At 63.6% G+C, this 21,212-nt stretch carries 17 protein-coding genes; 9 read left to right on the plus strand and 8 right to left on the minus strand.

Going from position 1 to position 21,212, the window contains the following annotated elements; genetic code table 11:
* Positions 1-110 precede the first annotated feature (110 nt).
* The 4 genes from P8014_RS06135 to P8014_RS06150 all read right to left on the minus strand — a co-directional run bounded on the left by P8014_RS06135 (position 111) and on the right by P8014_RS06150 (position 3,371).
* Complete coding sequence (locus P8014_RS06135; RefSeq protein WP_337816424.1) at positions 111-1,064, minus strand: sugar ABC transporter permease; 954 nt, start codon at positions 1,062-1,064, stop codon at positions 111-113.
* A gap of 10 nt (positions 1,065-1,074) precedes the next feature.
* Positions 1,075-2,370: an ABC transporter substrate-binding protein gene (locus tag P8014_RS06140; RefSeq protein ID WP_337816425.1), complete on the minus strand. Its 1,296-nt coding sequence runs from the start codon at positions 2,368-2,370 to the stop codon at positions 1,075-1,077.
* A gap of 76 nt (positions 2,371-2,446) precedes the next feature.
* Positions 2,447-2,908, minus strand: a complete 462-nt coding sequence (locus P8014_RS06145) for a GFA family protein (protein WP_337816426.1) — start codon at positions 2,906-2,908, stop codon at positions 2,447-2,449.
* Between the two features lie 46 nt (positions 2,909-2,954).
* Complete coding sequence (locus P8014_RS06150) at positions 2,955-3,371, minus strand: thioesterase family protein (protein ID WP_337816427.1); 417 nt, start codon at positions 3,369-3,371, stop codon at positions 2,955-2,957.
* Between the two features lie 332 nt (positions 3,372-3,703).
* Here P8014_RS06150 and P8014_RS06155 point away from each other — a divergent pair, with 332 nt between their 5' ends.
* The gene (locus P8014_RS06155; RefSeq protein ID WP_337816428.1) at positions 3,704-4,075 is read left to right on the plus strand and encodes a hypothetical protein; all 372 of its coding nucleotides are present in this window, start codon (positions 3,704-3,706) and stop codon (positions 4,073-4,075) included.
* A gap of 110 nt (positions 4,076-4,185) precedes the next feature.
* Here the strand turns inward: P8014_RS06155 and P8014_RS06160 are convergent, their stop codons facing one another.
* Both P8014_RS06160 and P8014_RS06165 read right to left on the minus strand, forming a co-directional pair.
* Positions 4,186-5,007, minus strand: coding sequence for a 3-keto-5-aminohexanoate cleavage protein (locus P8014_RS06160; RefSeq protein ID WP_337816429.1), 822 nt, complete (start codon positions 5,005-5,007; stop codon positions 4,186-4,188).
* Positions 5,007-6,338, minus strand: coding sequence for an aspartate aminotransferase family protein (locus tag P8014_RS06165; protein ID WP_337816430.1), 1,332 nt, complete (start codon positions 6,336-6,338; stop codon positions 5,007-5,009). Before P8014_RS06165 ends, P8014_RS06160 begins: the two co-directional genes overlap by 1 nt.
* Before the next feature lie 242 nt (positions 6,339-6,580).
* Here P8014_RS06165 and metH point away from each other — a divergent pair, with 242 nt between their 5' ends.
* The 6 genes from metH to P8014_RS06195 all read left to right on the plus strand — a co-directional run bounded on the left by metH (position 6,581) and on the right by P8014_RS06195 (position 16,412).
* Complete coding sequence (gene metH, locus P8014_RS06170) at positions 6,581-10,270, plus strand: methionine synthase (RefSeq protein WP_337816431.1); 3,690 nt, start codon at positions 6,581-6,583, stop codon at positions 10,268-10,270.
* Positions 10,271-10,284: 14 nt separating this feature from the next.
* Entirely contained in the window at positions 10,285-10,536 is a 252-nt protein-coding gene (locus P8014_RS06175; RefSeq protein WP_337816432.1) for a hypothetical protein, read from the plus strand.
* Between the two features lie 335 nt (positions 10,537-10,871).
* Entirely contained in the window at positions 10,872-12,491 is a 1,620-nt protein-coding gene (locus tag P8014_RS06180) for a PAS domain-containing methyl-accepting chemotaxis protein (RefSeq protein ID WP_337816433.1), read from the plus strand.
* 114 nt (positions 12,492-12,605) lie between these two features.
* Entirely contained in the window at positions 12,606-13,256 is a 651-nt protein-coding gene (locus tag P8014_RS06185; protein ID WP_337816434.1) for a thiopurine S-methyltransferase, read from the plus strand.
* Positions 13,257-13,348: 92 nt separating this feature from the next.
* The gene (gene purH / locus P8014_RS06190) at positions 13,349-14,926 is read left to right on the plus strand and encodes a bifunctional phosphoribosylaminoimidazolecarboxamide formyltransferase/IMP cyclohydrolase (RefSeq protein WP_337816435.1); all 1,578 of its coding nucleotides are present in this window, start codon (positions 13,349-13,351) and stop codon (positions 14,924-14,926) included.
* A gap of 67 nt (positions 14,927-14,993) precedes the next feature.
* Complete coding sequence (locus P8014_RS06195) at positions 14,994-16,412, plus strand: diguanylate cyclase (RefSeq protein WP_337816436.1); 1,419 nt, start codon at positions 14,994-14,996, stop codon at positions 16,410-16,412.
* A gap of 20 nt (positions 16,413-16,432) precedes the next feature.
* Here the strand turns inward: P8014_RS06195 and P8014_RS06200 are convergent, their stop codons facing one another.
* Together P8014_RS06200 and ggt are read right to left on the minus strand one after the other, a co-directional pair.
* Positions 16,433-17,221 (minus strand): sulfite exporter TauE/SafE family protein, encoded by a 789-nt coding sequence (locus P8014_RS06200; protein WP_337816437.1) that lies wholly within the window; start codon positions 17,219-17,221, stop codon positions 16,433-16,435.
* A gap of 60 nt (positions 17,222-17,281) precedes the next feature.
* A complete protein-coding gene (ggt, locus tag P8014_RS06205; RefSeq protein ID WP_337816438.1) occupies positions 17,282-18,886 on the minus strand; it encodes a gamma-glutamyltransferase in 1,605 nt (534 codons plus the stop codon).
* Positions 18,887-19,048: 162 nt separating this feature from the next.
* Here ggt and P8014_RS06210 point away from each other — a divergent pair, with 162 nt between their 5' ends.
* Both P8014_RS06210 and purD read left to right on the plus strand, forming a co-directional pair.
* On the plus strand, positions 19,049-19,870 hold the full coding sequence (locus P8014_RS06210) for an NYN domain-containing protein (protein WP_337816439.1): 822 nt from the start codon (positions 19,049-19,051) through the stop codon (positions 19,868-19,870).
* Positions 19,871-19,910: 40 nt separating this feature from the next.
* Entirely contained in the window at positions 19,911-21,191 is a 1,281-nt protein-coding gene (gene purD / locus P8014_RS06215; protein ID WP_337816440.1) for a phosphoribosylamine--glycine ligase, read from the plus strand.
* Positions 21,192-21,212 lie beyond the last annotated feature (21 nt).

The raw sequence follows: 21,212 nt of genomic DNA on the forward strand, positions 1-21,212 counted from the left end.
CACTGCGAAGCCGGTCTTCAACGAGGTGACAACGGCGTAGTAGAAAGGAAACACCGCCCACACGAAGAACACCAGGGCGATCACGTAGAAGCCGATCCTGCGCAGCGTCTTCATCGCGATTCTCCCAGCAGGCGCTTGCGCCCGCTCCAGATAATCACCGCCAGCAGCAGCGCCATGAACAGGAACATCACCACCGAAGCGGCGGAGGCGTAGCCGATCTCGCCGAAGCTGACCAGGTGATTCTGGATGTAGACCGCCATGGTCTCGGTCTGCGGCACGGCTCCGGTCATGACGTAGATCACGTCGAACACGCGCAGCGCATCGAGCATGCGGAAGATCACCGCCACCAGCATCGCCGGCCACACCAGCGGCAGGGTAATGCGGAAGAAGGTCTTCAGCGGCCCCACGCCGTCGACACTCGCCGCCTCGTAGACGTCGCGCGGGATGGTCTGCAGGCCGGCCAAGATCAGCAACGCCATGAACGGCGTGGTCTTCCAGATGTCGACCATCATGACCGCCGGCAGCATCAGCGCCGGGTTGGACAGCCAATCGATGGGCTGGCTGATCAGATGCATCTGCTGCATCAAGGTGTTCAAGATGCCACCCTGCTGCTGCAGCATCCAGGTCCAGATCTCGGAAGAGACGACGGTCGGAATCGCCCACGGAATCAGCACCGCCGCCCGCAGCGGACGGCTGCCGCGCAGATTGGCGTCCAACACCAGCGCAAGCAGCATGCCGATGACCGTCTCGGAACCGACGGTGGCCACGGTGAACAGGGCTGTGTTGCCCACAGAATTCCACCACTCGTGACTGGCCAGCACGCCGGCCCAGCCGCTGTCGGTGTGCTGCAGGAAATTGCTCAAACCGACGAAGTGACCAGCGCCGCCGCTGATACTGGCGTTAGTCAAACTGGTCATGAAAGTGTTGACCAGCGGCCACAGCGCCACCGCCAACAATGCCAACAGCACGGGGGAGATGAATACCCATGCCCAGATGACTCGGCGCCGCTGCAGGGTCATGCCCTGCGGATGCGCCGCCGCAGGGCTATGTTCGTACGCAGCCATCGCCGCCTCCCTACCAGTTCTTGCCGTTACTGCTGATGTCATTGAGCTTGGCGGCTATCGCCTTGACCGTCGTTTGCGGACTGGACTCACCGAGCAGCATCTGGTGTAGATCGGTATAGAACACGGAGCTGACGCGGTTGTACTTGGCGCCGGTCTGAGCGCTGGGGCGCGGCGAGGCATGGCTGATCGCCTTGTAGAACACCTTCATCACCGGCGCCTTGTCGAGCACGGCCTGATCCTTGTAAAGCGCCATGCGCGTCGGCATCAGCGCGCCATCGAGGAAACGCATACGCTCGACCTCGTAGGACGTCAGATACTTAATCAGGCTGATCGCCTGCTTGCGATGCTTGCCATACTTGGACAGCGCCAGCGCCCAACCGCCGATGGTGCCGGCATTGCGGCCCTCGGCACCCGGCCCCTTGGGAATCGGCATCACGCCGACCTTGCCCTTGAGCGGGCTATTCGGCTTTTGCACGATCGACCAGACGTAGGGCCAGTTGCGCATGAACAGGGCATTGCCGGAGTAGAACACCTGCAGCGTCTCCGGCTCCTTCGAGCTGAGCACGCCGCGCGGCGAAATCGTCCCGACCCAGTTCTTGGCCATGGTCAGCGCGGCTATGGCGCGCGGATTGTCGATAGTGACCTTGCCGTCGGCACCGACGATGGAACCGCCGCCGTAGCTTGCCAGCCACTCCACCGCGTCGCAGGTCAACCCTTCATAGGCCTTGCCCTGCCACACGAAGCCCCAGAAGTTGGGATGACCAGCCGCACGTTCCTTGGCCTGCACCAGCTTGGCGTCCTTCTGCAGTTCCGCCCAGGTCTTGGGCGGCTGCAGGCCATACTTCTCCAGCAAATCCTTACGGTAGTACATCACGCCGACCGCCGCGAACCACGGCACCGCGAGCAACTTGCCGTCGATGGTATCGACCTTCATATAGGCGGGGAAGAACTTGTCGCGGTCGTTCTTGAAATACGGCATCAGGTCGACCAGATCGTTCTTGAGGATGCCGGGGTAATACACGTCGGTCATCAGCACGTCGATGTCGGCATGCGCGGCTATCCACTGCTCGTACAGCGACAAGCGCGCGGTGCTGCTGTACGGCGTGGTCACGAAACGCACGCGGTTTCCGGTCTTGGCGGCCCACTGCTTGGCCGCTTTGACGCACGTAATGTGGTTGGGGGCGCCTACCGAACCGCAGGCAATGGACACCGTCACCCCTGCGTCGGCAGGGCCGGCAAAACCCAAAAGAATCCCCAGCGACAGGACGAGACCTGCCGCGATCGTGCCAATCCGGATCTTGTTCATATCTCCTCCTGATACAGCAGGCCGTTCCCCCGTCCCGCTTTCATCGAATAACTGTCAAATCACCGCCTTTCCATCTTTACTCAGAATCCCTTCGAATCGCAGGGACCGTACCGTTTGTCCGTCGTCGAACAGGATCGTTCCCTACCGCACGGCAAGTTTTGCCCAGCATCATATGCGTATAATCCGGCGGCACCGGCAACTCGCTGTCGATTGCGGAAGCATGCGGATGCACGAGTTCCGGCCAACGTGGGTCCCAGCCCCATAGGGCGCTTCCGCAATATCCGCAGAAATAGCGTCTCCCGGGACTCAGTTCGGCAACGCCGGTCGCCGAATCGACGATCACCGGCTGATACTCGCGCACATGTTCGCGCCCCTCCGTGCTCAGAGTGGAATTGTCCGCCCCGAGATTGATCGCATAGCCCCCGCCACCAGCCGTCTTGCGGCAGATCGAGCAATAACAGCGATTGAAGGGATAGGGCTCAGCGGACTCCACGCTGAAACGCACGCGGCCGCAATGACAGGATCCTTCGAGCAGCATGATCACCTCCCCGGCGACAGGACCGTTCCAAAAGCTTAGGGCCTATTTACACTATTGAGCGATGCACTACCGAGAAACGGGCTCGAAGCGCTTCATTCACCGAGATCGCCTTGTGCGTTGCCTTATCGATGGGGCACCAGAGCGTACGCGCCCTGGCCAGCAACCGACCGTCCGCCTCGCGCAGCAGTTCGGTATGCCGCTCGAAGCTACGCCGCAATGCCTCTCCCACCCAGGTACGGGCGAGCACCACATCACCCAGAAAAGTCTGGCGCTTGTAGTCGATCTCGTGCCGCACCACGACCCACAGCAGCATCGCCTGTTCCTGCGCCGTAGCCAGTTCACGCCAGTGCGCAATGGCGATGTCCTGAACCCAGCGCAGGTACACCACGTTATTAACGTGCCCCAATAAATCGATATCACCGGGCTCCACCGGAAACTTCAATTCGAATGGCGTCGCGTCCATATTGAAAACAGCCTCGTGCAAATAGTTTTAGGAAAAAACTCGCGAAAAATAGGCAAATACATAGACAGAAAATACGGAATAAAAATCCAGAAAAAACACAAATCATGATGAATTTCAAAAAACATGTTCAAACCGAACATAATTTCTGAAGCCACACCGAATACCCGAGTAATACACTAATAAAACGCTCGACAAGGTCCGTTCGCGACCTCCGCCGAGCCTCCTGAAGTAACACACCAACCGCGCTCTTTCTCGACGGCTTTCCTGGCAGTCGAAAGGTGTGCACTCCCTCAAAGAAATGGAAACGCAAGGAGTCACGGATAATCAACCTCATGAATTCCCGTTATTTCGGTACAACCGTCAGCATCGCGGCCCTGGCCGGTGCGCTGGCGTTCGCGCCCGCCGCCCACGCCCGCGACGGCAACGGATATGCAGTCAGCCCGGAGAACCCCCATTCGGTGCAACTGCTCGTTGCAGGGCGATTCGGCACCCCGGGCCCGTATCAGTCCGGCACCGATCACTCGCTCGACCCGATTCCGCCGCTGGCCGTGAGCCCCGAGAACCCTCATTCGGTCCAGTTGCGCGTCGCAGGGCGATTCGACACCCCGACGCCGGCGAGCAATCGGCCGTACAGCCCGACACCGGTTGTTGACCCGGAAAACCCGAATTCAGCGGCAATAACCATGGGAATACCGCAGGTATAAATTCACAAAATTCGGCGATAGATTTAGCTTATCAATACTACCCCCTCGCTCGGATTTAATACCCGAGTGAGGGGCCGCTTCGAAAAAATAAAACCCAATAAAATCCTGCATCAACCCGGCGACAGCAACTGCCTAGCTACGTGCACATCGGCGACATTACCATCCAAGGCCTCGATCAACTTTCTGACTGTCGCAACACTTTCCGCGTTATCCGCGTATCCGCGCCCATCCGGAGCCTGAAGATTATTTTCGAAACCGATGCGGGCGTGTCCGCCCAATGCGGCCGCGGTCAATGCACAAGCACTTTCCTGGGGCCCGAAGGCACACACCATCCAGGGCCAGTCGCGACCCTGCAGAGCCTGCAGGAAAGGCAGCAGGTCTCCCGCGCCAGCTTGAGTGCCGCTGTATTTTCCCAACACGAACAGCATGAACGGCCGTGATTCCGCTACCACCCCGCTGTCGTGCAGCCCGATGAAACGCTCAAGCTCCTCCGCGCTATAGACGATGTGCTGCACACGCACTCCGTCTGCCTGCGTCTCGGCCAGCAAAGCCGCATAGTCGTCTTGCGACGCCTCATCCGGACACAGCTCACGCATGGCGATCGAAAACGATTCGGGATGTACTGCCCGCAGCAGAGCTGACTGGACATCGCGCGTATAAATTCCGGCCGCTTCCGTGGTCAACTGCACGATCAGCTCGTCGCCGACCGCACGGCGCACCGCGTCGAGATACGAACTGTTGAGTTCCGGATCCAAACTGTGTTTTCCGTCCGCATCGCGCGCATGGCAATGCAGAATGGAAATACCAGCATCCAGGCAACGCCTGGCAGTATGGGCCATCTGCTTCGGGGTCACCGGGATCGCCGCATGATCGGCCGTTCCCCGCCGCGCGCCGTTCGGTGCACAACAAAGCATCACGAGACGCCTGTCCATCAGCGCACCGCGGCCAGCGCCGCCTCGACAGCGCCGGAAAGCTTGTCGATCAGTTCACCAACCTGCGCACTGGCGAGGATGAAGGGAGGCGCCAGCAGCACATGATGACCGCGCTGACCGTCGATAGTGCCGTGCCCCGGATAGCAGATCAGTCCGCGCTCCATCGCCTCCGCCTTGATCCGCGCATGCAGCTTGGTACCCGCATCGAATGGCTTCTTGGTATCGCGGTCGGCCACCAGCTCGAGGCCGCGGAACAGGCCGCGTCCGCGAATATCGCCAATGTTCGGATGCTCTCCGAAGCGCTCCGCCAGAGCCGCCTGCAGTTCCTCCCCACGCGCATGCACCGCCGACAACAGATCGTCGTCCTCGATCGTCTGCTGCACGGCCAGCGACGCGGCGCAGGCCAGCGCATGTCCCATGTAGGTGTGGCCATGCTGGAACGCGCCGGAGCCGGCGCGGATCGCCTGATAAATCCGGTCCGAGGCGAACATGGCGCCAATCGGCACATAACCTCCACCGAGCCCCTTCGCGGTAGCCAGGATGTCAGGCACCACCCCATCCTGCTCGCAGGCGAAGAGCGTGCCGGTGCGGCCCATCCCGCACATGACCTCATCGAGGATGAGCAACACGCCATAACGATCACACACCTCGCGCACGCGCTTGAAATACCCAGGCACCGGCGCAAGCGCGCCCGCTGTGGCGCCGACCACGGTCTCGGCCACGAAGGCGATCACGGTCTCCGGTCCCAACCCCTGCAGCATGTCCTCCAGCTCGGCGGCCAGGCGTTCGCCGTAGGCCTCGGGGGTCTCGTCGGCGCGACGCTCACGATAGGGATAGCAAGGCGAAACGTGGTGCGATTCCATCAGCAACGGCTGATAGGGTTCACGACGCCAGACGTTACCGCCGATGCTCAGGGCGCCGAGAGTGTTGCCGTGATAGCTCTGGCGGCGCGCGATGAAGCGGCTGCGTTGCGGCTGCCCGATCTCCAGGAAGTACTGGCGCGCGAGCTTGAGCGCCGCTTCCACCGCTTCGGAGCCGCCACTGACGAAATACACCCAGTCGAGATCGCCAGGCGCCTTGCGTGCCAGATACTCGGCCAGTTGTTCGGCCGGCTCCGAGGTCAGAAAAGCACTATGCGCGAAAGCGAGGGTATCAGCCTGACGCTTGATCGCCTGCACCACTCTCGGGTGTCCGTGCCCAAGACAGGACACCGCCGCACCGCCCGAAGCGTCCAGATAGCGTTTGCCGTCGGCGTCAATGAGATAACAGCCTTCTCCACCCGAGGCGACGGACAGTTTGGCACCGGGAGTCCGTTGAAATATGTGCGTCATGACGATTGTCGCTTCGGCTTCACGAGGTCTCTGTAGGTAGCTTGGCCCAGGCGCTGCCCACGGGAAACGATCGTTGCGGCGCACTGCCGATAAGCATACTCCCCGCACCCGGCGCAGCCCAGAACCGAACGGCAGCCATCAAGCGATCATTTGCCAGCACTGATGCCCGACGCTACGGCCTCGGGCATCAGTGCCGGCAACTGGTAGAATCGCCCATCCACACAAGTGAACCGCCGCCGTCCATGTCCAAGCGCCTCGAAGCCCTGCACGACGCCCTCGCCCGCCGCATCCTCATTCTGGATGGCGCCATGGGGACCATGATCCAGTCCTACAAACTGGAGGAAAATGACTATCGCGGCGAGCGCTTCGTCGACTGGGAAAGCGACCTCAAGGGCAATAACGACCTGTTGGCGATCACCCGGCCGGAGATCATCCGCGCCATTCACGAGGCCTATCTGGACGCCGGCGCGGATATCCTTGAAACCAACACCTTCAACGCCAATACGGTATCCATGGCCGACTACGGCATGGAGTCGCTGGCTGGCGAAATCAATCTGGCCGCGGCGCGCCTGGCGCGCGAGGCCGCCGACGCCTACACCGCCAAAACGCCGGACAAGCCGCGCTTCGTCGCCGGCGTGCTGGGGCCGACCAACCGCACCGCCTCGCTGTCGCCCGACGTCAACGACCCCGGCTTTCGCAACATCGACTTCGACACGCTGGCCAGCGCCTACCAGGAGGCCGCCGAAGCCCTGATCGAGGGCGGCGCCGACCTGCTGCTGATCGAAACCATTTTTGACACGCTGAACGCCAAGGCCGCGGTGTTCGCGATCAAAGCCGCCTTCGACAAGCTCGGCACCAAGCTGCCGATCATGATCTCCGGCACCATCACCGACCAGTCCGGTCGCACCCTGACCGGCCAGACCACCGAGGCGTTCTACAATTCGCTGCGCCACGCCGAACCGCTGTCCATCGGCCTGAACTGCGCGCTCGGCCCCTACGAGCTGCGCCAGTACGTGGAAGAGATGTCGCGCGTCTCCGAATGCCTCGTCTCCGCCCACCCCAATGCCGGCCTGCCCAACGAGATGGGTGGCTACGACCTCGAAGCCGCCGAGATGGCGCAGGAAATCGCCGAGTGGGCGGATGCCGGATTTCTCAACATCGTCGGCGGCTGCTGCGGCACCGGCCCCGCACACATCCGCGCCATCGCCGAGGCCGTCGAAGGCAAGCCGCCGCGCCGCCGCCCCGAACAGGAAACCGCCTGCCGCCTGTCCGGCCTGGAGCCGCTGACCATCGACGCCGAGTCGCTGTTCGTCAACGTCGGCGAACGCACCAACGTCACCGGCTCGGCCAAGTTCAAGCGCCTGATCCTCGACGAGCGCTACGACGAGGCGCTGGCCGTGGCGCAGGAGCAGGTCGAGAACGGCGCCCAGGTCGTCGACGTCAACATGGACGAAGCCATGCTCGACGGCGAAGCGGCGATGCACCGCTTCCTCAACCTGATCGCCGCCGAGCCGGAGATCTCACGCGTACCGGTGATGCTCGATTCGAGCAAGTGGCCGATCATCGAAGCCGGGCTCAAATGCCTGCAGGGCAAGGGCATCGTCAACTCCATCTCGCTCAAGGAAGGCGAGGAGAAATTCCTCGAACAGGCCACGCTGGTGCGCCGCTACGGCGCCGCGGTGATCGTCATGGCCTTTGACGAAACCGGCCAGGCCGACACCCGCGAGCGCAAGATCGAAATCTGCGCCCGATCGTATCGCATTCTCACCGAACAGGTCGGCTTTCCGCCCGAAGACATCATCTTCGACCCCAACATCTTCGCCATCGCCACCGGCATCGAGGAGCACGACAACTACGCCGTGGACTTCATCGAGGCCACCCGCGAGATCAAGCAGCGCCTGCCGCACGCGATGATCTCCGGCGGCGTGTCCAACGTGTCGTTCTCGTTCCGCGGCAACAACCCGGTGCGCGAAGCGATTCACGCCGTATTCCTGTATCACGCGATCAAGGCCGGCATGGACATGGGCATCGTCAACGCCGGCCAACTCGCCGTATACGACGATCTGCCCGCCGAGCTGCGCGAGCACGTCGAGGACGTGGTGCTCAACCGCCGACCGGACGCCACCGAACGTCTACTGGACATCGCCGAGCGCTACAAGGGTGACGGCGTTCAGGCCAAGAAGGAGGACCTCGGTTGGCGCGAATGGCCGGTACGCCAACGCCTGGAACACGCTCTGGTCAAAGGCATCGACACCTGGGTGATCGAGGACACCGAAGAGGCGCGCCTGTCCTTCGAGCGCCCGATCGAGGTCATCGAGGGTCCGTTGATGGACGGCATGAACGTGGTCGGCGACCTGTTCGGCGACGGCAAGATGTTCCTGCCGCAAGTGGTCAAGAGCGCGCGCGTGATGAAAAAAGCCGTGGCGCACCTGATTCCCTTCATCGAAGCCGGCAAAGCCGAGGGCGCCCGCGCCCAGGGCCGCATCCTCATGGCCACGGTCAAGGGCGACGTGCACGACATCGGCAAGAACATCGTCGGCGTGGTCCTGCAGTGCAACAACTTCGAGGTCATCGATCTCGGCGTGATGGTGCCGGCGCAAAAGATTCTCGACACCGCACGCGAACGGGACGTGGACATCATCGGCCTGTCCGGCCTGATCACCCCCTCGCTGGACGAGATGGCGCATATGGCCAAGGAAATGGAGCGCCAGGGCTTCAACGTCCCGCTGCTGATCGGCGGCGCCACCACCTCGCGCGCGCACACCGCCTCGCGCATCGAGCCGGGCTACGCGCGCGCGCCGACCGTGTGGGTCAAGGACGCCTCGCGCGCGGTCGGCGTGGCGCAAAGCCTGCTCAGCCCCGAACTGCGCGGCCCCTATGCCGAAAAGATCCGAGAGGAATACACGCAGGTGCGCGAACAGCTCGCCTCGCGCAAGCGCAAGGACAAGCTCCTCCCGCTGGCCGCTGCGCGCGCCAACGGGACGCCCATCGACTGGTCCGGCTACGTTCCGCCCAAACCGAGCTTCCTCGGCATCAAGGTGTTCGAGGACTACCCGCTAGAGGACATCGCGCGCTACATCGACTGGACGCCGTTCTTCCACGCCTGGGAGCTGCACGCCAGCTACCCGCGCATCCTGGAGGACGAGATCGTCGGCGAAGAAGCGCGCAAGCTATTCGCCGACGCCCAGGCCATGCTCAAGCGGATCATCGAAGAGAAATGGCTGCACCCGCGCGCGGTGATCGGTTTCTTCCCCGCCAATCAGGTCAGGGACGACGACATCGAACTCTACACCGACGACGCGCGCGGCGAAGTGCTCATGCGCCTGCATCACCTGCGCCAGCAGACCGAGCGCCCCGCAGGGCGGCCCAACCGCAGTCTGGCCGACTTCGTGGCGCCTGCCGACAGCGGCCTGGCCGACTACCTCGGCGCCTTCGCCGTGCAGACGGGCGAAGGACTGGACGAACACGTGACGCGCTTCGAGGCCGAACACGACGACTACCACGCGATCATGGCCAAGGCGCTGGCCGATCGTTTCGCCGAAGCCTTTGCCGAACTGATGCACGAGCGCGTGCGCAAGGAGTTCTGGGGCTACGCGCCCGGCGAGCATCTCGACAACGAAGCGCTGATCAAGGAAGCCTACGCCGGCATCCGTCCCGCTCCCGGCTACCCGGCCTGCCCCGAACACACGGAGAAGGGTTCGATGTGGGAGCTACTCGATCCACAAGCCAACGCACACCTCCAGTTGACCGAGAGCTACGCCATGTGGCCGGCGGCGGCCGTTTCCGGGTGGTATTTCTCCCACCCCGACGCACATTACTTCGGCGTGGGCAAGATCGGCCGCGATCAGGTCGAGGACTATGCCCGGCGCAAGGGTTGGGACCTGCAGACCGCCGAGCGCTGGCTGGCGCCTATACTTGCATATGAACCATAACGACAATACTGCTCATGGGCTTCAAAGGACAGCTGCCTGAGCTGCAGCGCGACGAAGACGCCAGCTCGCCGAACGCTTCGATATCGACCTATCGTCTGCAGCCGAGGAAAAACATGCTCGGGCGCCATGCTAACTGCGTCCGCCAGGTCGGCGGCAACAAACGCCACGCCGCCGACCACCAACCGGCCGACGCACTGAACCAGCAGCTGTGGCCGTTCTACATCATCGACAGCGGCGAGTATCCTCGAACAGCCGAACATCCATGAGCTGGTACACCGCATCATCGCCATGGCCCACGCGCTGGACCTGAAACTCATCGCCGAAGGCGTCGACCGGCTGCAGGGATACCCGACATGCTCGTCCCATGCTCGAGGACACCCTACTCGCCTGGCTGCAAGGCGATCACATCCGCGCGGGCTGAGTTCTCAGTCAGTCGCCGACACCCTCGGGCACTTGCTCAGCGCCGTCCTAAACTAATATGGATGCTTGCCGATACCTTTAGGGGATGCGCAGCACAATTCATAAGACAAGACGCGGGTAACCCTGATGGTCATCGGAGATGATCCTTGAAATTCATAGTCAGCGGGCAGGCTACCAAGTCATGAAAAAGAATTTCCCCATCACACAACATGAGCGGACGTACGACAGCGGCGAACAACTAATTTCTGCTACTGATCTTGCCGGCGTCATCACCTACAGCAATCCCATCTTCGCCGAAGTCGCCGGTTTTTCGCAGGAAGAACTCGTCGGCAAGAGCCACAACATCGTGCGCCATCCCGACATGCCGCAGGCGGCTTTTTCCGACTTGTGGCAAACCGTCCAGAACGGCAAGGCCTGGATGGGCATCGTCAAGAACCGCTGCAAGAACGGCGACTACTACTGGGTCGATGCCTATATCACGCCGGTGTACGTGGACGGAAAAGTGGCCGGTTACGAGTCCGTACGCGTCAAACCCAAGGCCGAGGACGTCGCCAGAGCGAACGCGCTGTACGGCAAGCTCGGCCCGGCGGCCAGCGAACATGGCCGAGCCGCGTCCGAGAGCGAGGCCGCGCGCACCGCTGCACGGCTGGCACACCAGCGCTGGTGGCACCAGGAATCGGCCCGCATCGCGCTCAGCACCGGAGGCTTGTTTGTACTGCTCGCGCTCGCCATCTCGCTGGGCCTGCCCAGTACCTGGTTGCTGGCGCTGTCGATTCTGTTCAGCGCCGCCGGGGTCGCCGCAGTTTACGGATTCATGCAGCCCATCCACGCCGTCGCTGGCAAAATGAGAGCGATCGTCGACAATCCGATCATGCAGGCCGTGTACTCGCCCTACAAGGGCACCGCCGGCCAAATAGAACTGGCCACCCTGATGCTCGAAGCGAGCCAGCGCACGGTGCTAGGGCGCATCGGCGAACACTCGCAGAAACTCAGCACCAGCACCGCCGACTCCACCGCCGTGCTGTCAAGCGCGGTCGACGCGATCGAACAGCAATTGAACCAGATCGAGCAAGTCGCCACGGCCATGAACGAAATGGCGACCACCGTCCACGAGGTCGCGCAGAACTCGACCGCAAGCGCAGGCGCCGCCCACAACGCCGACCGCGAAACAAAAACCGGCATCGAGGTCGCCGGCGAGACCTCCGGCGTCGTGGAAAATCTGGCCGAGCAGATCCGCGCCGGCACGGAAATCATGCAGCAGTTGCGCGCCGACAGCGAAAAGATCACGCAGGTTTCGGACCTGATCCGCGGCATCGCCGACCAAACGCGGCTGCTGGCGCTCAATGCCGCCATCGAGGCAGCTCGGGCGGGCGACGCTGGACGCGGCTTCGCAGTGGTCGCCTCAGAGGTAGGCGAACTCGCCCATCGCACCCAGCAGGCCACCAGCGACATCCAAGGCATAGTGGGCGAACTGCAAGGCACCATCGGCAAGAGTTCGGATCGCATGCAGGCCAGCCACGAACTCTCCGACCGCAGTGTTGAGAGCTTCTCCAAGGTCACCTCCGCTCTCGCCTCCATCGGCAATTCGGTGGGCGTCATCAACGACATGAACACGCAGATCGCCACGTCCACCGAGGAGCAGAGACATGTCGCCGAGGAAATCAACCGCAGCATCGTGACGATACGCGATGCCTCGGACCAGACCGTCAATGCCGCACACCACACCCTCGGCATGTCGAACGATCTCAACGGGCTATCCGACGAACTGGCCTCTCTCGTCGCCCGCTTCGGCAAGAGATAGCGGGCGCAAGCGCTGGTTTCGCCTGCCGGCTTCGCAAACGTGAGGCCGGCCCCGGCCATGCGGTATCCTCTCCCGCCACCTTCCACGACGCCCCCATCGGGAGACGACACATCCATGACGTCGGAATTCTGGCTACAGCGCTGGCGCGAGAACCGCATCGGCTTCCACCAGTCCCAGATCAACATGCATCTCGAGGCCTACTGGCCGTCACTCAGCATTGCCCCTGGAACGACCGTATTCGTACCGCTGTGCGGCAAGAGCCTGGACATGCTGTGGCTGGCCGGACAGGGCTATCGCGTACTCGGCGTCGAACTGAGTCCGCTCGCCGTGGAGGGATTCTTCGAAGAGAACGGCCTGACGCCCGAGATCGAGCAGTCGCGCACCTTCCGGCGCTACCGCTGCGGCGAAATCGGAATTTTCTGCGGCGACTTTTTCGACCTGCAGAGCGATGACCTCGCCGAGGTCGCCGCCGTCTACGACCGCGCTTCACTGATCGCCCTGCCTCCCGAGATGCGCATGCAATACGCGGCCAAACTGCACGCACTTCTGCCGGGTGGACTGCCGATCCTGCTCATTACGCTGGACTACCCGCAGGACGAACGTCAGGGTCCGCCATTCGCGGTAAGCACAGCCGAAGTCCACAAGCTCTACACCGGGCGCTGGCAGATCGACGAACTCGCCTGCCGCGACCTGCGTGGCGAGGATGACCGCGCACAGCTCAGCCGATTCGACGAGCACGTGTTCATGCTCCGCCAAATGCCGTAAAAACGGGCGCACTCGAATCGAATACGCTCGATCGTGCCGGCACCGCTCACCCGCTATAATGCCGCCCATTCGAAGCAACCCGGAACTACACCATGACCGACCATCGTCCCGTCACCCGCGCGCTGCTCAGCGTCTCGGACAAAACCGGCATCGAAGCTTTCGCCCGCGGTCTCGCGGATATGGGCGTCGAAATCCTCTCCACCGGCGGTACCGCCCGCCTGCTCGCCGAGGCGGGCATCCCGGTCAAGGACGTTTCCGCGCATACCGGCCTGCCGGAAATGATGGACGGCCGCGTCAAGACGCTGCACCCCAGGATCCACGGCGGCATCCTCGGCCGCCGCGGTACCGACGACGCGGTCATGCAGGAACACGACATCGCCCCCATCGACCTGGTGGCGGTCAATCTCTACCCCTTCGAAGCGACGGTTGCGCGCTCCGACTGTTCGCTGAATGAGGCCATCGAGAACATCGACATCGGCGGTCCGGCCATGGTGCGCGCCGCGGCCAAGAACCACGCCGACGTGGCCGTGCTGGTCGAACCCGCGGACTATGCGCCAATCCTCGACCAACTCCAGGCCGACGGCGGCACCAGGCTCGCGACGCGCTTCGCGCTGGCGGCCAAGGCCTTCGCCCACACAGCGCAATACGACGGCATGATCGCCGACTATCTCTGCGCCACCACCGAAGACGGCACGCAAGAGGCCTTTCCCGGCACGCTGAGCCGGCAGTTCGCCAAAGTCCAGGACCTGCGTTACGGCGAGAATCCGCACCAGCGCGCCGCCTTCTACCGCGAACACGCGCCGCGCGAGGCGGGCGTCGCCACCGCACGCCAGATCCAGGGCAAGGAACTGTCCTACAACAACATCGCCGATACCGACGCCGCGCTGGAATGCGTCAAGCAGTTCGACGCCCCCGCCTGCGTGATCGTCAAGCACGCCAACCCCTGCGGCGTGTCCGTCGCGCCCAACCTGCTGGCCGCCTACGAGCGCGCCTACCAGACCGACCCGACCTCGGCCTTCGGCGGCATCATCGCCTTCAACCGCCCACTCGACGGCGACACCGCCCATGCCATCGTCAGCCGGCAGTTCGTCGAAGTGATCGTCGCGCCGAGCATCACGCCCGAAGCTGCCCGCGCGGTAGCCGGCAAGAAGAACGTGCGCCTGCTCGAATGCGGCGAATGGGGCGAATGGGGCGCACCCGAGGCCTCGCTGGACTTCAAGCGTGTCAACGGTGGCCTGCTGGTGCAGGATCGCGACATCGGCATGATCGGGCCTGACGACCTCAAGACCGTCTCCAAACGCGCACCCAGCGCGCAGGAGCGGAAGGATTTGCTGTTCGCCTGGCAGGTAGCCAAGTTCGTCAAATCAAACGCCATCGTCTACGTCCGCGACGCTCAGACCGTGGGCGTCGGCGCTGGGCAGATGAGCCGCGTCTATTCCGCCCGCATCGCCGGCATCAAGGCCGCCGACGAAGGCCTCGCCGTGGCGGGCTCGGTGATGGCCTCGGACGCCTTCTTCCCGTTCCGCGACAGCATCGACGCCGCCTTCGAGGCCGGCATCACCGCCGTCATCCAACCGGGCGGATCGATACGCGACGAGGAAGTCATAGCCGCAGCCGACGAACACGGCATGGCCATGGTCTTCACGGGCATGCGGCATTTCCGCCACTGAGCGACGCCGGTCGGAGCCTGGCTTACGGTATCGCAGCCAGGCTTTTTGTGGCATATAGTTGCCCTTCATGGATATGCGCGTTCCGGCCGGCAGAACAGCCAAAGGGGAAGACTGGCTGTTCGGACTGCACCATCTCCTCGTCGAGCACTTCGACGATCTCGACGCATTCGCCCTCGCCTGCATCGACATCGGGCGTCACATGCTCGATCTGTCTACCGGCATCCTCAGCCGCATCGTCGACGAAGACTATGAAGTCTTCCAGGTACTGAGCCCGATCGAAACGCTGCAGGCCGGCAATCATTTCGATCTGAGCGACACCTACTGCAGGGCCGTCGCCAAGAACGGCGTCACCACCGCCTACCACCGCGTGGAAACACACGCCGAACTGCGCAACCACCCGGCCTGCACCAAACTGCAGTTGCGCTCTTACCTCGGCGCAGCCGTCATGGTCGGCGGCCAACTCTACGGGACACTCAATTTCAGCGACGGCGAATCGCGCCCCGAACCCTTCGCAGCACGCGAAATCCGGACCGTGGAATCGATGGCCGCCCTGATCGGGCGCTTCGTCGAACGGGAGTGGGCCGACCAGGCGCTGCGCGAACGCGAACGCATGTTCGAGCAGAGCTTCCGCCATGCCATTGTCGGCAAGGCCATCGCCAAACCCGGCGGCGAAATGATCGACGTCAACCCTGCCATGTGTCACATCTTCGGCTATGGCCCCGAACAGTTCATCGGCCACAGCGCGGCGGGCTTCGTCATCCCCGAGGATCTACACCTGACCGACCGGCTGTACGAGGAACTCTACGCGGGGAAACGCGACCACTTCCAGGCCGAAAAGCGCTATTTCGACTCCCGGGGACACATCATCGAAGCGGAGATCGGCGTAGCTCTCGTTCGCGGCGCCCGCGGCGAGCCGCTTTACACGGTCATACAGCTCATCGACGTCAGCGAACGCAATCGTGCCCAACGCGAACTCCTCACGGCGAACAATGCGCTCACGCAGCTCTCTACTACCGACAGTCTGACCGGCTTGAGCAACCGACGCGCCCTGGACCAGACCCTGCGTCGGGAATTCGCCCGGGCTCGGCGCAACCAGTCCCCGCTATCGCTGATTGCGCTCGACATCGATCATTTCAAGCGCATCAACGACCGCTACGGCCATCCGGTGGGCGACGAAGTCCTGGCCCAGTGCGGGCAGGTGCTCCGGGAAAGCGTACGTGAAACCGACATCGCCACACGCCCAGGCGGCGAGGAATTCACCATAGTCCTGCCGGATACGCCCCTCGAACAGGCAGAAACGCTGGCCGAACGCCTGCATCGACAGTTTCATGAAACATCATGGCCCGTAGAGGCGGTCACCGCGAGTTTCGGTATCGCCTGCATACAGCCCGCCACCGCAGACATCCGCTCCCTGGTGAGAGCGGCGGACCGCGCCCTCTACAATGCCAAGGCGGCCGGACGCGACTGCATCATGCTGGCCTCATAAAAGCAGCCACCTTCCGACGACTAGCGAAACAACAACATTCGCACCGCGACGAGCAGCAGCAGCACGCCAAAGACCCGCTTGAGCGTCGCCACCGGCAAGGCGTGCGACAATCGCACACCCAAGGGGGCGAATAGCACCGCCGTGGCACTGATACCCAGCCAGGCCGGCAAATAGACGTAACCCAGACTCCAGGACGGCAGTTCTGGATGGCCCCAGCCGGCAAGCACGAAACCCGTCGCGCCGAACAGCGCCAGGCCGAAACCCAGCGTCGAAGAAGCCGCCACAGCACGCTTCATCTCCACGTTGCACCAACTGAGGAAAGGCACCGTCAGCGTGCCGCCACCAATGCCGACCAGGGCGGAAACCATGCCGATCACGCCTCCGGACACCCAAAGTCCGACGCGCCCCGGCAATCCCCGGTGTCCACCCGGGCGCCAGTTGAGCAGCAACTGCACGCCGGCCAACACCAGGAATCCACCGAACAGCGTGCGCAGCAGATTGCCGGGAATCGAGCCCGCCACATAACCACTGAGAAAACTACCGATAATCACCGAAGGCACCAGGGCGAACACCAGCGGCCAGTCGATCGCACGCTTGCGCTGCTGCGCGCGAATCGCCGACAGAGAGGTGAACACGATCGTCGCCAGCGAGGTTCCGATCGCCAGATGCGCCGTCACACCAGGTGCAACGTCAAGGTAGTGGAATGCGGTAAGCAGCACCGGCACGATCACGATGCCCCCGCCGACCCCCAGCATTCCCGCCAGCAAGCCCGCGACCACACCCACACCGAGGAACAGAATCAGAGTCATCCATTACTCCCAAACAGTCAGTTGCTCCGGCAATAAACCGAACGAAGGATAGGCTATAACTCAGATCCCGAGCGCCGCACCATCGCTGCGCGGATCCGTTGCAGCCTCCAGCTGCAAACCCAGCTCTCCGCGGTTGACGCGAATCATGCCCGCATGCCCCATCACGTCGCTGTACTCCGGCACCCGATTGACCTCGTGTCCGCGGCGTTCCAACTCCTCGAACACCTCCGGAGCGAAACGCCGCTCCAAACGCAATCCGGCGCTGCTTTCGCCCCAGGTACGCCCGTACAGCCAGCGCGGCGCCGCCACCGCCTCGGCCGGCGACATGCCGAAATCCAGCACTCGGGTGAGTATCGCCGCCTGCGTCTGCGGTTGACCGTCGCCCCCCATCGTGCCGTACACCAGCCTCACGCGCTCATCCTCACGGTACATCGCCGGGTTGAGCGTGTGGAACGGGCGCTTGCCGGGCGCGAGTGCGTTCGGATGCTGCCTATCCAGCGAGAACGCGCAACCGCGATTGTTCCACACGACACCGGTGTCGCCCGCGACCACACCACAGCCGAACTCGTGATAGATGCTCTGGATCACGCTCACCGCACGCCCCTGAGCGTCCACCACGCCGAACCAAACCGTATCGCCGGGCGCCGGCGCTCGTCCGGGCGCAGCCGCGCGCGCGGGATCGACGGCAAGAGCGAGGCGTTCGAGCATGATCGGATCGAGCAGCTGGCCCAAGGGTACCGGCGAAAAATCGGCGTCGCACAAATAGCGGTCGCGCAATGCGAACACGCTCTTGGTCGCCTCGACTGCCGCATGCACGTAATCGGCGCCGAGCGGGTCCATGCCACTCAGGCCAAAGCGCTCCAGCACCCCGGCGATCATCATCGAAGCGAAGCCCTGGCTGGGCGGCGGCATGTTGACCAGCTCGCCGCGCGCGTAGGGCAGTCGCAGCGGCTCCACCCAGCGCGGGCGATAGGCCGCCAGGTCCTCGCCCCGCAGCAGGCTCCCGCCGGCCCGCAGACCTTCGGCTAGGCGTTCGGCGAGCGCGCCGCGGTAGAAAGTTTCGGCGCCTTCGGCCTGCAGCTCGGCAAGCGTCCGGCCCAGCGAAGGCTGATGGAACAATTCGCCCACCGCAGGCGCCCGACCATCCGGCAAAAAGGTCTGCGCAAAACCCGGCAGGGCGCGCACCGCCTCCGGCAGCGCGGCCAGAGTCGCGGCATGGCTGTCGCTGACCGGACTGCCGTCCTCGGCCCAGCGGCGCGCATCGGCCAACAGATCCGCCCAGGGCAGGGCACCGCCCCATCGGCTGCGGCTGAAATCGTAAGCCTCCTGCCAGGCACCGACCGCACCGGCCACAGTGATCGCAGCCAAACCGCCGCGCTCGGGCAATGCGCTTTCCCCGTCATAGATCGCGGGGCCGTAAGCCTGTCCTGAGGGGCCGGCCGCATCCAGGCCGTGCAATCCGCCGTCGGCATCGGCGATGAGCCAGAAGGCATCGCCGCCGAGGCTGTTCATATGCGGATAGACCACGGCGATGGACGATGCCACGGCTACCGCCGCCTCCAGCGCATTGCCGCCTCGCCTGAGCACGCCGCGCCCGGCCTGCGCCGCCAGCGCATGCGGCGCGGTGACCACGCCGCCCGTGGATTCCGCTTTCAGCCTATCCATGCATCCCCCGAGTATGAAATTGGCAAGCCGGCATTATGCGCCATTCGAACACCATCCGCGTGGCAGAGCCTTCCGCTAACCCGTGTAGAATAAGCCGGGCTTTTTCAAAACACCGCGCGGCCGCAACGGCGGCGCAAAACATACACGCCGGAGATCCAACCGATGAACTCCTCACTGCGCGTCGGCGTCTACGTCGACGTCAGCAACATCCACCTCAACGGCGGCTACCGCATGCAGTTCGATGCGCTGCGCGATTTCGCCTGCCGTGACGGCGCCCACCCTGTCAGGCTCAACGCCTACCTCGCCTACGACGCCGACAAGGCGGCCGACGACTTCAGCTATCGTCACGGACAGCGCCAGTTCCACGCCGCGCTGCGCGACCTCGGCTACAAGGTCATCGTCAAGAACGTACGCTGGTACACCGACGACAACGGCGACCGCTACGGCAAGGCCAACATGGATCTGGAACTCGCCGTCGATGCGCTGACGCAGTGCGGACGGCTGGACCGCATCGTCATCGCCAGCGGCGACGGCGACTTCGCCTATCTGGTGCGCGCCCTGCAGAACCAGGGCTGCCGTGCCGAGGTCATCGCCTTCAACAACGTGTCCGCCGATCTCAAGCGCGAGGCCGACATGTACATGTCCGGCTACCTCGTACCCGGACTGCTGCCGATCAAGGGCGAGCACGAATGGGGCGCTTACGATTCGCGCATGCGCGGCGTCTGCTACCACTACGACCAGGACAAGGGCTTCGGCTTCCTGCGCTATCTGCGCCGCATCTGCCCCGAACTGCACGTGACCGACACCCGCGATTCGCAATCGCCCTACGGCACAGCATTCTTCCACGCCTCACAGCTGCCCACGGGCTTCGACACGCGGCACCTGCCCTCGCGCGAACACATTTTCGAATTCACGCTGCGCCCGCCGGCGACCGAGGACAAAAAGGATCCCATGGCCGTCGAACTGGTGCAAAGTAACACTTGAACGCCCCGACAACCGAAGCTCACCTGAGGCGCTAATACGCATGAAGATAATGGTCATCGGCGGCGGCGGGCGCGAACACGCCCTCGCCTGGAAACTCGCGCAGTCGCCGCGCGCGGAAACCGTCTACGTCTGTCCCGGCAACGCGGGCACCGCCCATGAACCGGGCATCGAAAACGTCGCCATCGCCGCCAGCGACATCCCGACGCTGCTGCGCTTCGCCGAGGAACACGTCATCGACCTTACCGTAGTGGGTCCCGAAGCGCCTCTGGTCGACGGCGTGGTCGACACTTTCCGCGATGCCGGCCTGCGCATCTTCGGCCCGACTCGCGACGCCGCGCGCCTGGAGGGCTCCAAGGCATTCACCAAGGACTTTCTGCAGCGCCACGGCATCCCCACCGCCGCCTATGGCGTGTTCACCGAAGTCGCAGCCGCGGTCGACTTCATCCACGACCGCGGCGCACCGATCGTGGTCAAGGCCGACGGCCTTGCCGCTGGCAAGGGCGTGGTCGTTGCCCAGGGCATCGACGAGGCCGTGGCTGCGGTACACGACATGCTCGCCGGCAACGCCTTCGGCGAGGCCGGCCACCGCGTGGTCATCGAGGAATTCCTGCAGGGCGAGGAAGCCAGCTTCATCTGCATGGTCGACGGTGAGCACATCCTGCCCATGGCCAGTTCGCAGGACCACAAGGCCCGCGACGACGGCGACTGCGGCCCCAACACCGGCGGCATGGGCGCCTACTCGCCCGCTCCCATCGTCACCCCCGAAGTGCATGAGCGCGTGATGCACGAAATCATGGCACCGACCGTGGCGGGCCTGGCCAGCGAAGGCACGCCGTTTAGTGGCTTTCTCTATGCCGGCCTGATGATCGACCCGCAGGGCAATCCGCGCGTGGTCGAATTCAACTGCCGCTTCGGCGACCCGGAAACCCAGCCGATCATGATGCGCCTGGAGTCCGATCTGGTCGAACTGATCGAAGCGGCGCTGAACGGCCATCTCGACGACGTCACCGCGCGATGGGACCGGCGCGTCGCACTGGGCGTGGTGCTCGCCGCACGCGGTTACCCCGGCGCGTATGCCAAGGGCGATGATCTCGGCCTATTGCCCGAAGACGGCGGAGAACGCAAACTCTTCCATGCTGGCACACGCCTAGACGACGGACAGATTTTGAGCGACGGCGGGCGGGTTCTGTGCGCGACCGCGCTGGGCGAAAACTTCGCCGACGCCCAGCGCATGGCCTACGTCCTGGCGGATGCGGTCGTCTGGCCCGGCAAGTACTACCGCACCGATATCGGGCACCGCGCCCTGAAACGGGACGCCTGACAGGCTCTTCCGACGCCGCAC

The organism is Acidihalobacter sp. (assembly GCF_037381185.1).
Classification (GTDB): Bacteria; Pseudomonadota; Gammaproteobacteria; order DSM-5130; family Acidihalobacteraceae; genus Acidihalobacter_A.

Excerpts from the sequence above, each read along its gene's own strand:
- P8014_RS06135 (WP_337816424.1), bottom strand. The coding sequence starts at position 1,064 with ATGGCTGCGTACGAACATAGCCCTGCGGCGGCGCATCCGCAGGGCATG.
- P8014_RS06140 (WP_337816425.1), bottom strand. The coding sequence starts at position 2,370 with ATGAACAAGATCCGGATTGGCACGATCGCGGCAGGTCTCGTCCTGTCG.
- P8014_RS06145 (WP_337816426.1), bottom strand. The coding sequence starts at position 2,908 with ATGCTGCTCGAAGGATCCTGTCATTGCGGCCGCGTGCGTTTCAGCGTG.
- P8014_RS06150 (WP_337816427.1), bottom strand. The coding sequence starts at position 3,371 with ATGGACGCGACGCCATTCGAATTGAAGTTTCCGGTGGAGCCCGGTGAT.
- P8014_RS06155 (WP_337816428.1), top strand. The coding sequence starts at position 3,704 with ATGAATTCCCGTTATTTCGGTACAACCGTCAGCATCGCGGCCCTGGCC.
- P8014_RS06160 (WP_337816429.1), bottom strand. The coding sequence starts at position 5,007 with ATGGACAGGCGTCTCGTGATGCTTTGTTGTGCACCGAACGGCGCGCGG.
- P8014_RS06165 (WP_337816430.1), bottom strand. The coding sequence starts at position 6,338 with ATGACGCACATATTTCAACGGACTCCCGGTGCCAAACTGTCCGTCGCC.
- metH (WP_337816431.1), top strand. The coding sequence starts at position 6,581 with ATGTCCAAGCGCCTCGAAGCCCTGCACGACGCCCTCGCCCGCCGCATC.
- P8014_RS06175 (WP_337816432.1), top strand. The coding sequence starts at position 10,285 with ATGGGCTTCAAAGGACAGCTGCCTGAGCTGCAGCGCGACGAAGACGCC.
- P8014_RS06180 (WP_337816433.1), top strand. The coding sequence starts at position 10,872 with ATGAAAAAGAATTTCCCCATCACACAACATGAGCGGACGTACGACAGC.
- P8014_RS06185 (WP_337816434.1), top strand. The coding sequence starts at position 12,606 with ATGACGTCGGAATTCTGGCTACAGCGCTGGCGCGAGAACCGCATCGGC.
- purH (WP_337816435.1), top strand. The coding sequence starts at position 13,349 with ATGACCGACCATCGTCCCGTCACCCGCGCGCTGCTCAGCGTCTCGGAC.
- P8014_RS06195 (WP_337816436.1), top strand. The coding sequence starts at position 14,994 with ATGGATATGCGCGTTCCGGCCGGCAGAACAGCCAAAGGGGAAGACTGG.
- P8014_RS06200 (WP_337816437.1), bottom strand. The coding sequence starts at position 17,221 with ATGACTCTGATTCTGTTCCTCGGTGTGGGTGTGGTCGCGGGCTTGCTG.
- ggt (WP_337816438.1), bottom strand. The coding sequence starts at position 18,886 with ATGGATAGGCTGAAAGCGGAATCCACGGGCGGCGTGGTCACCGCGCCG.
- P8014_RS06210 (WP_337816439.1), top strand. The coding sequence starts at position 19,049 with ATGAACTCCTCACTGCGCGTCGGCGTCTACGTCGACGTCAGCAACATC.
- purD (WP_337816440.1), top strand. The coding sequence starts at position 19,911 with ATGAAGATAATGGTCATCGGCGGCGGCGGGCGCGAACACGCCCTCGCC.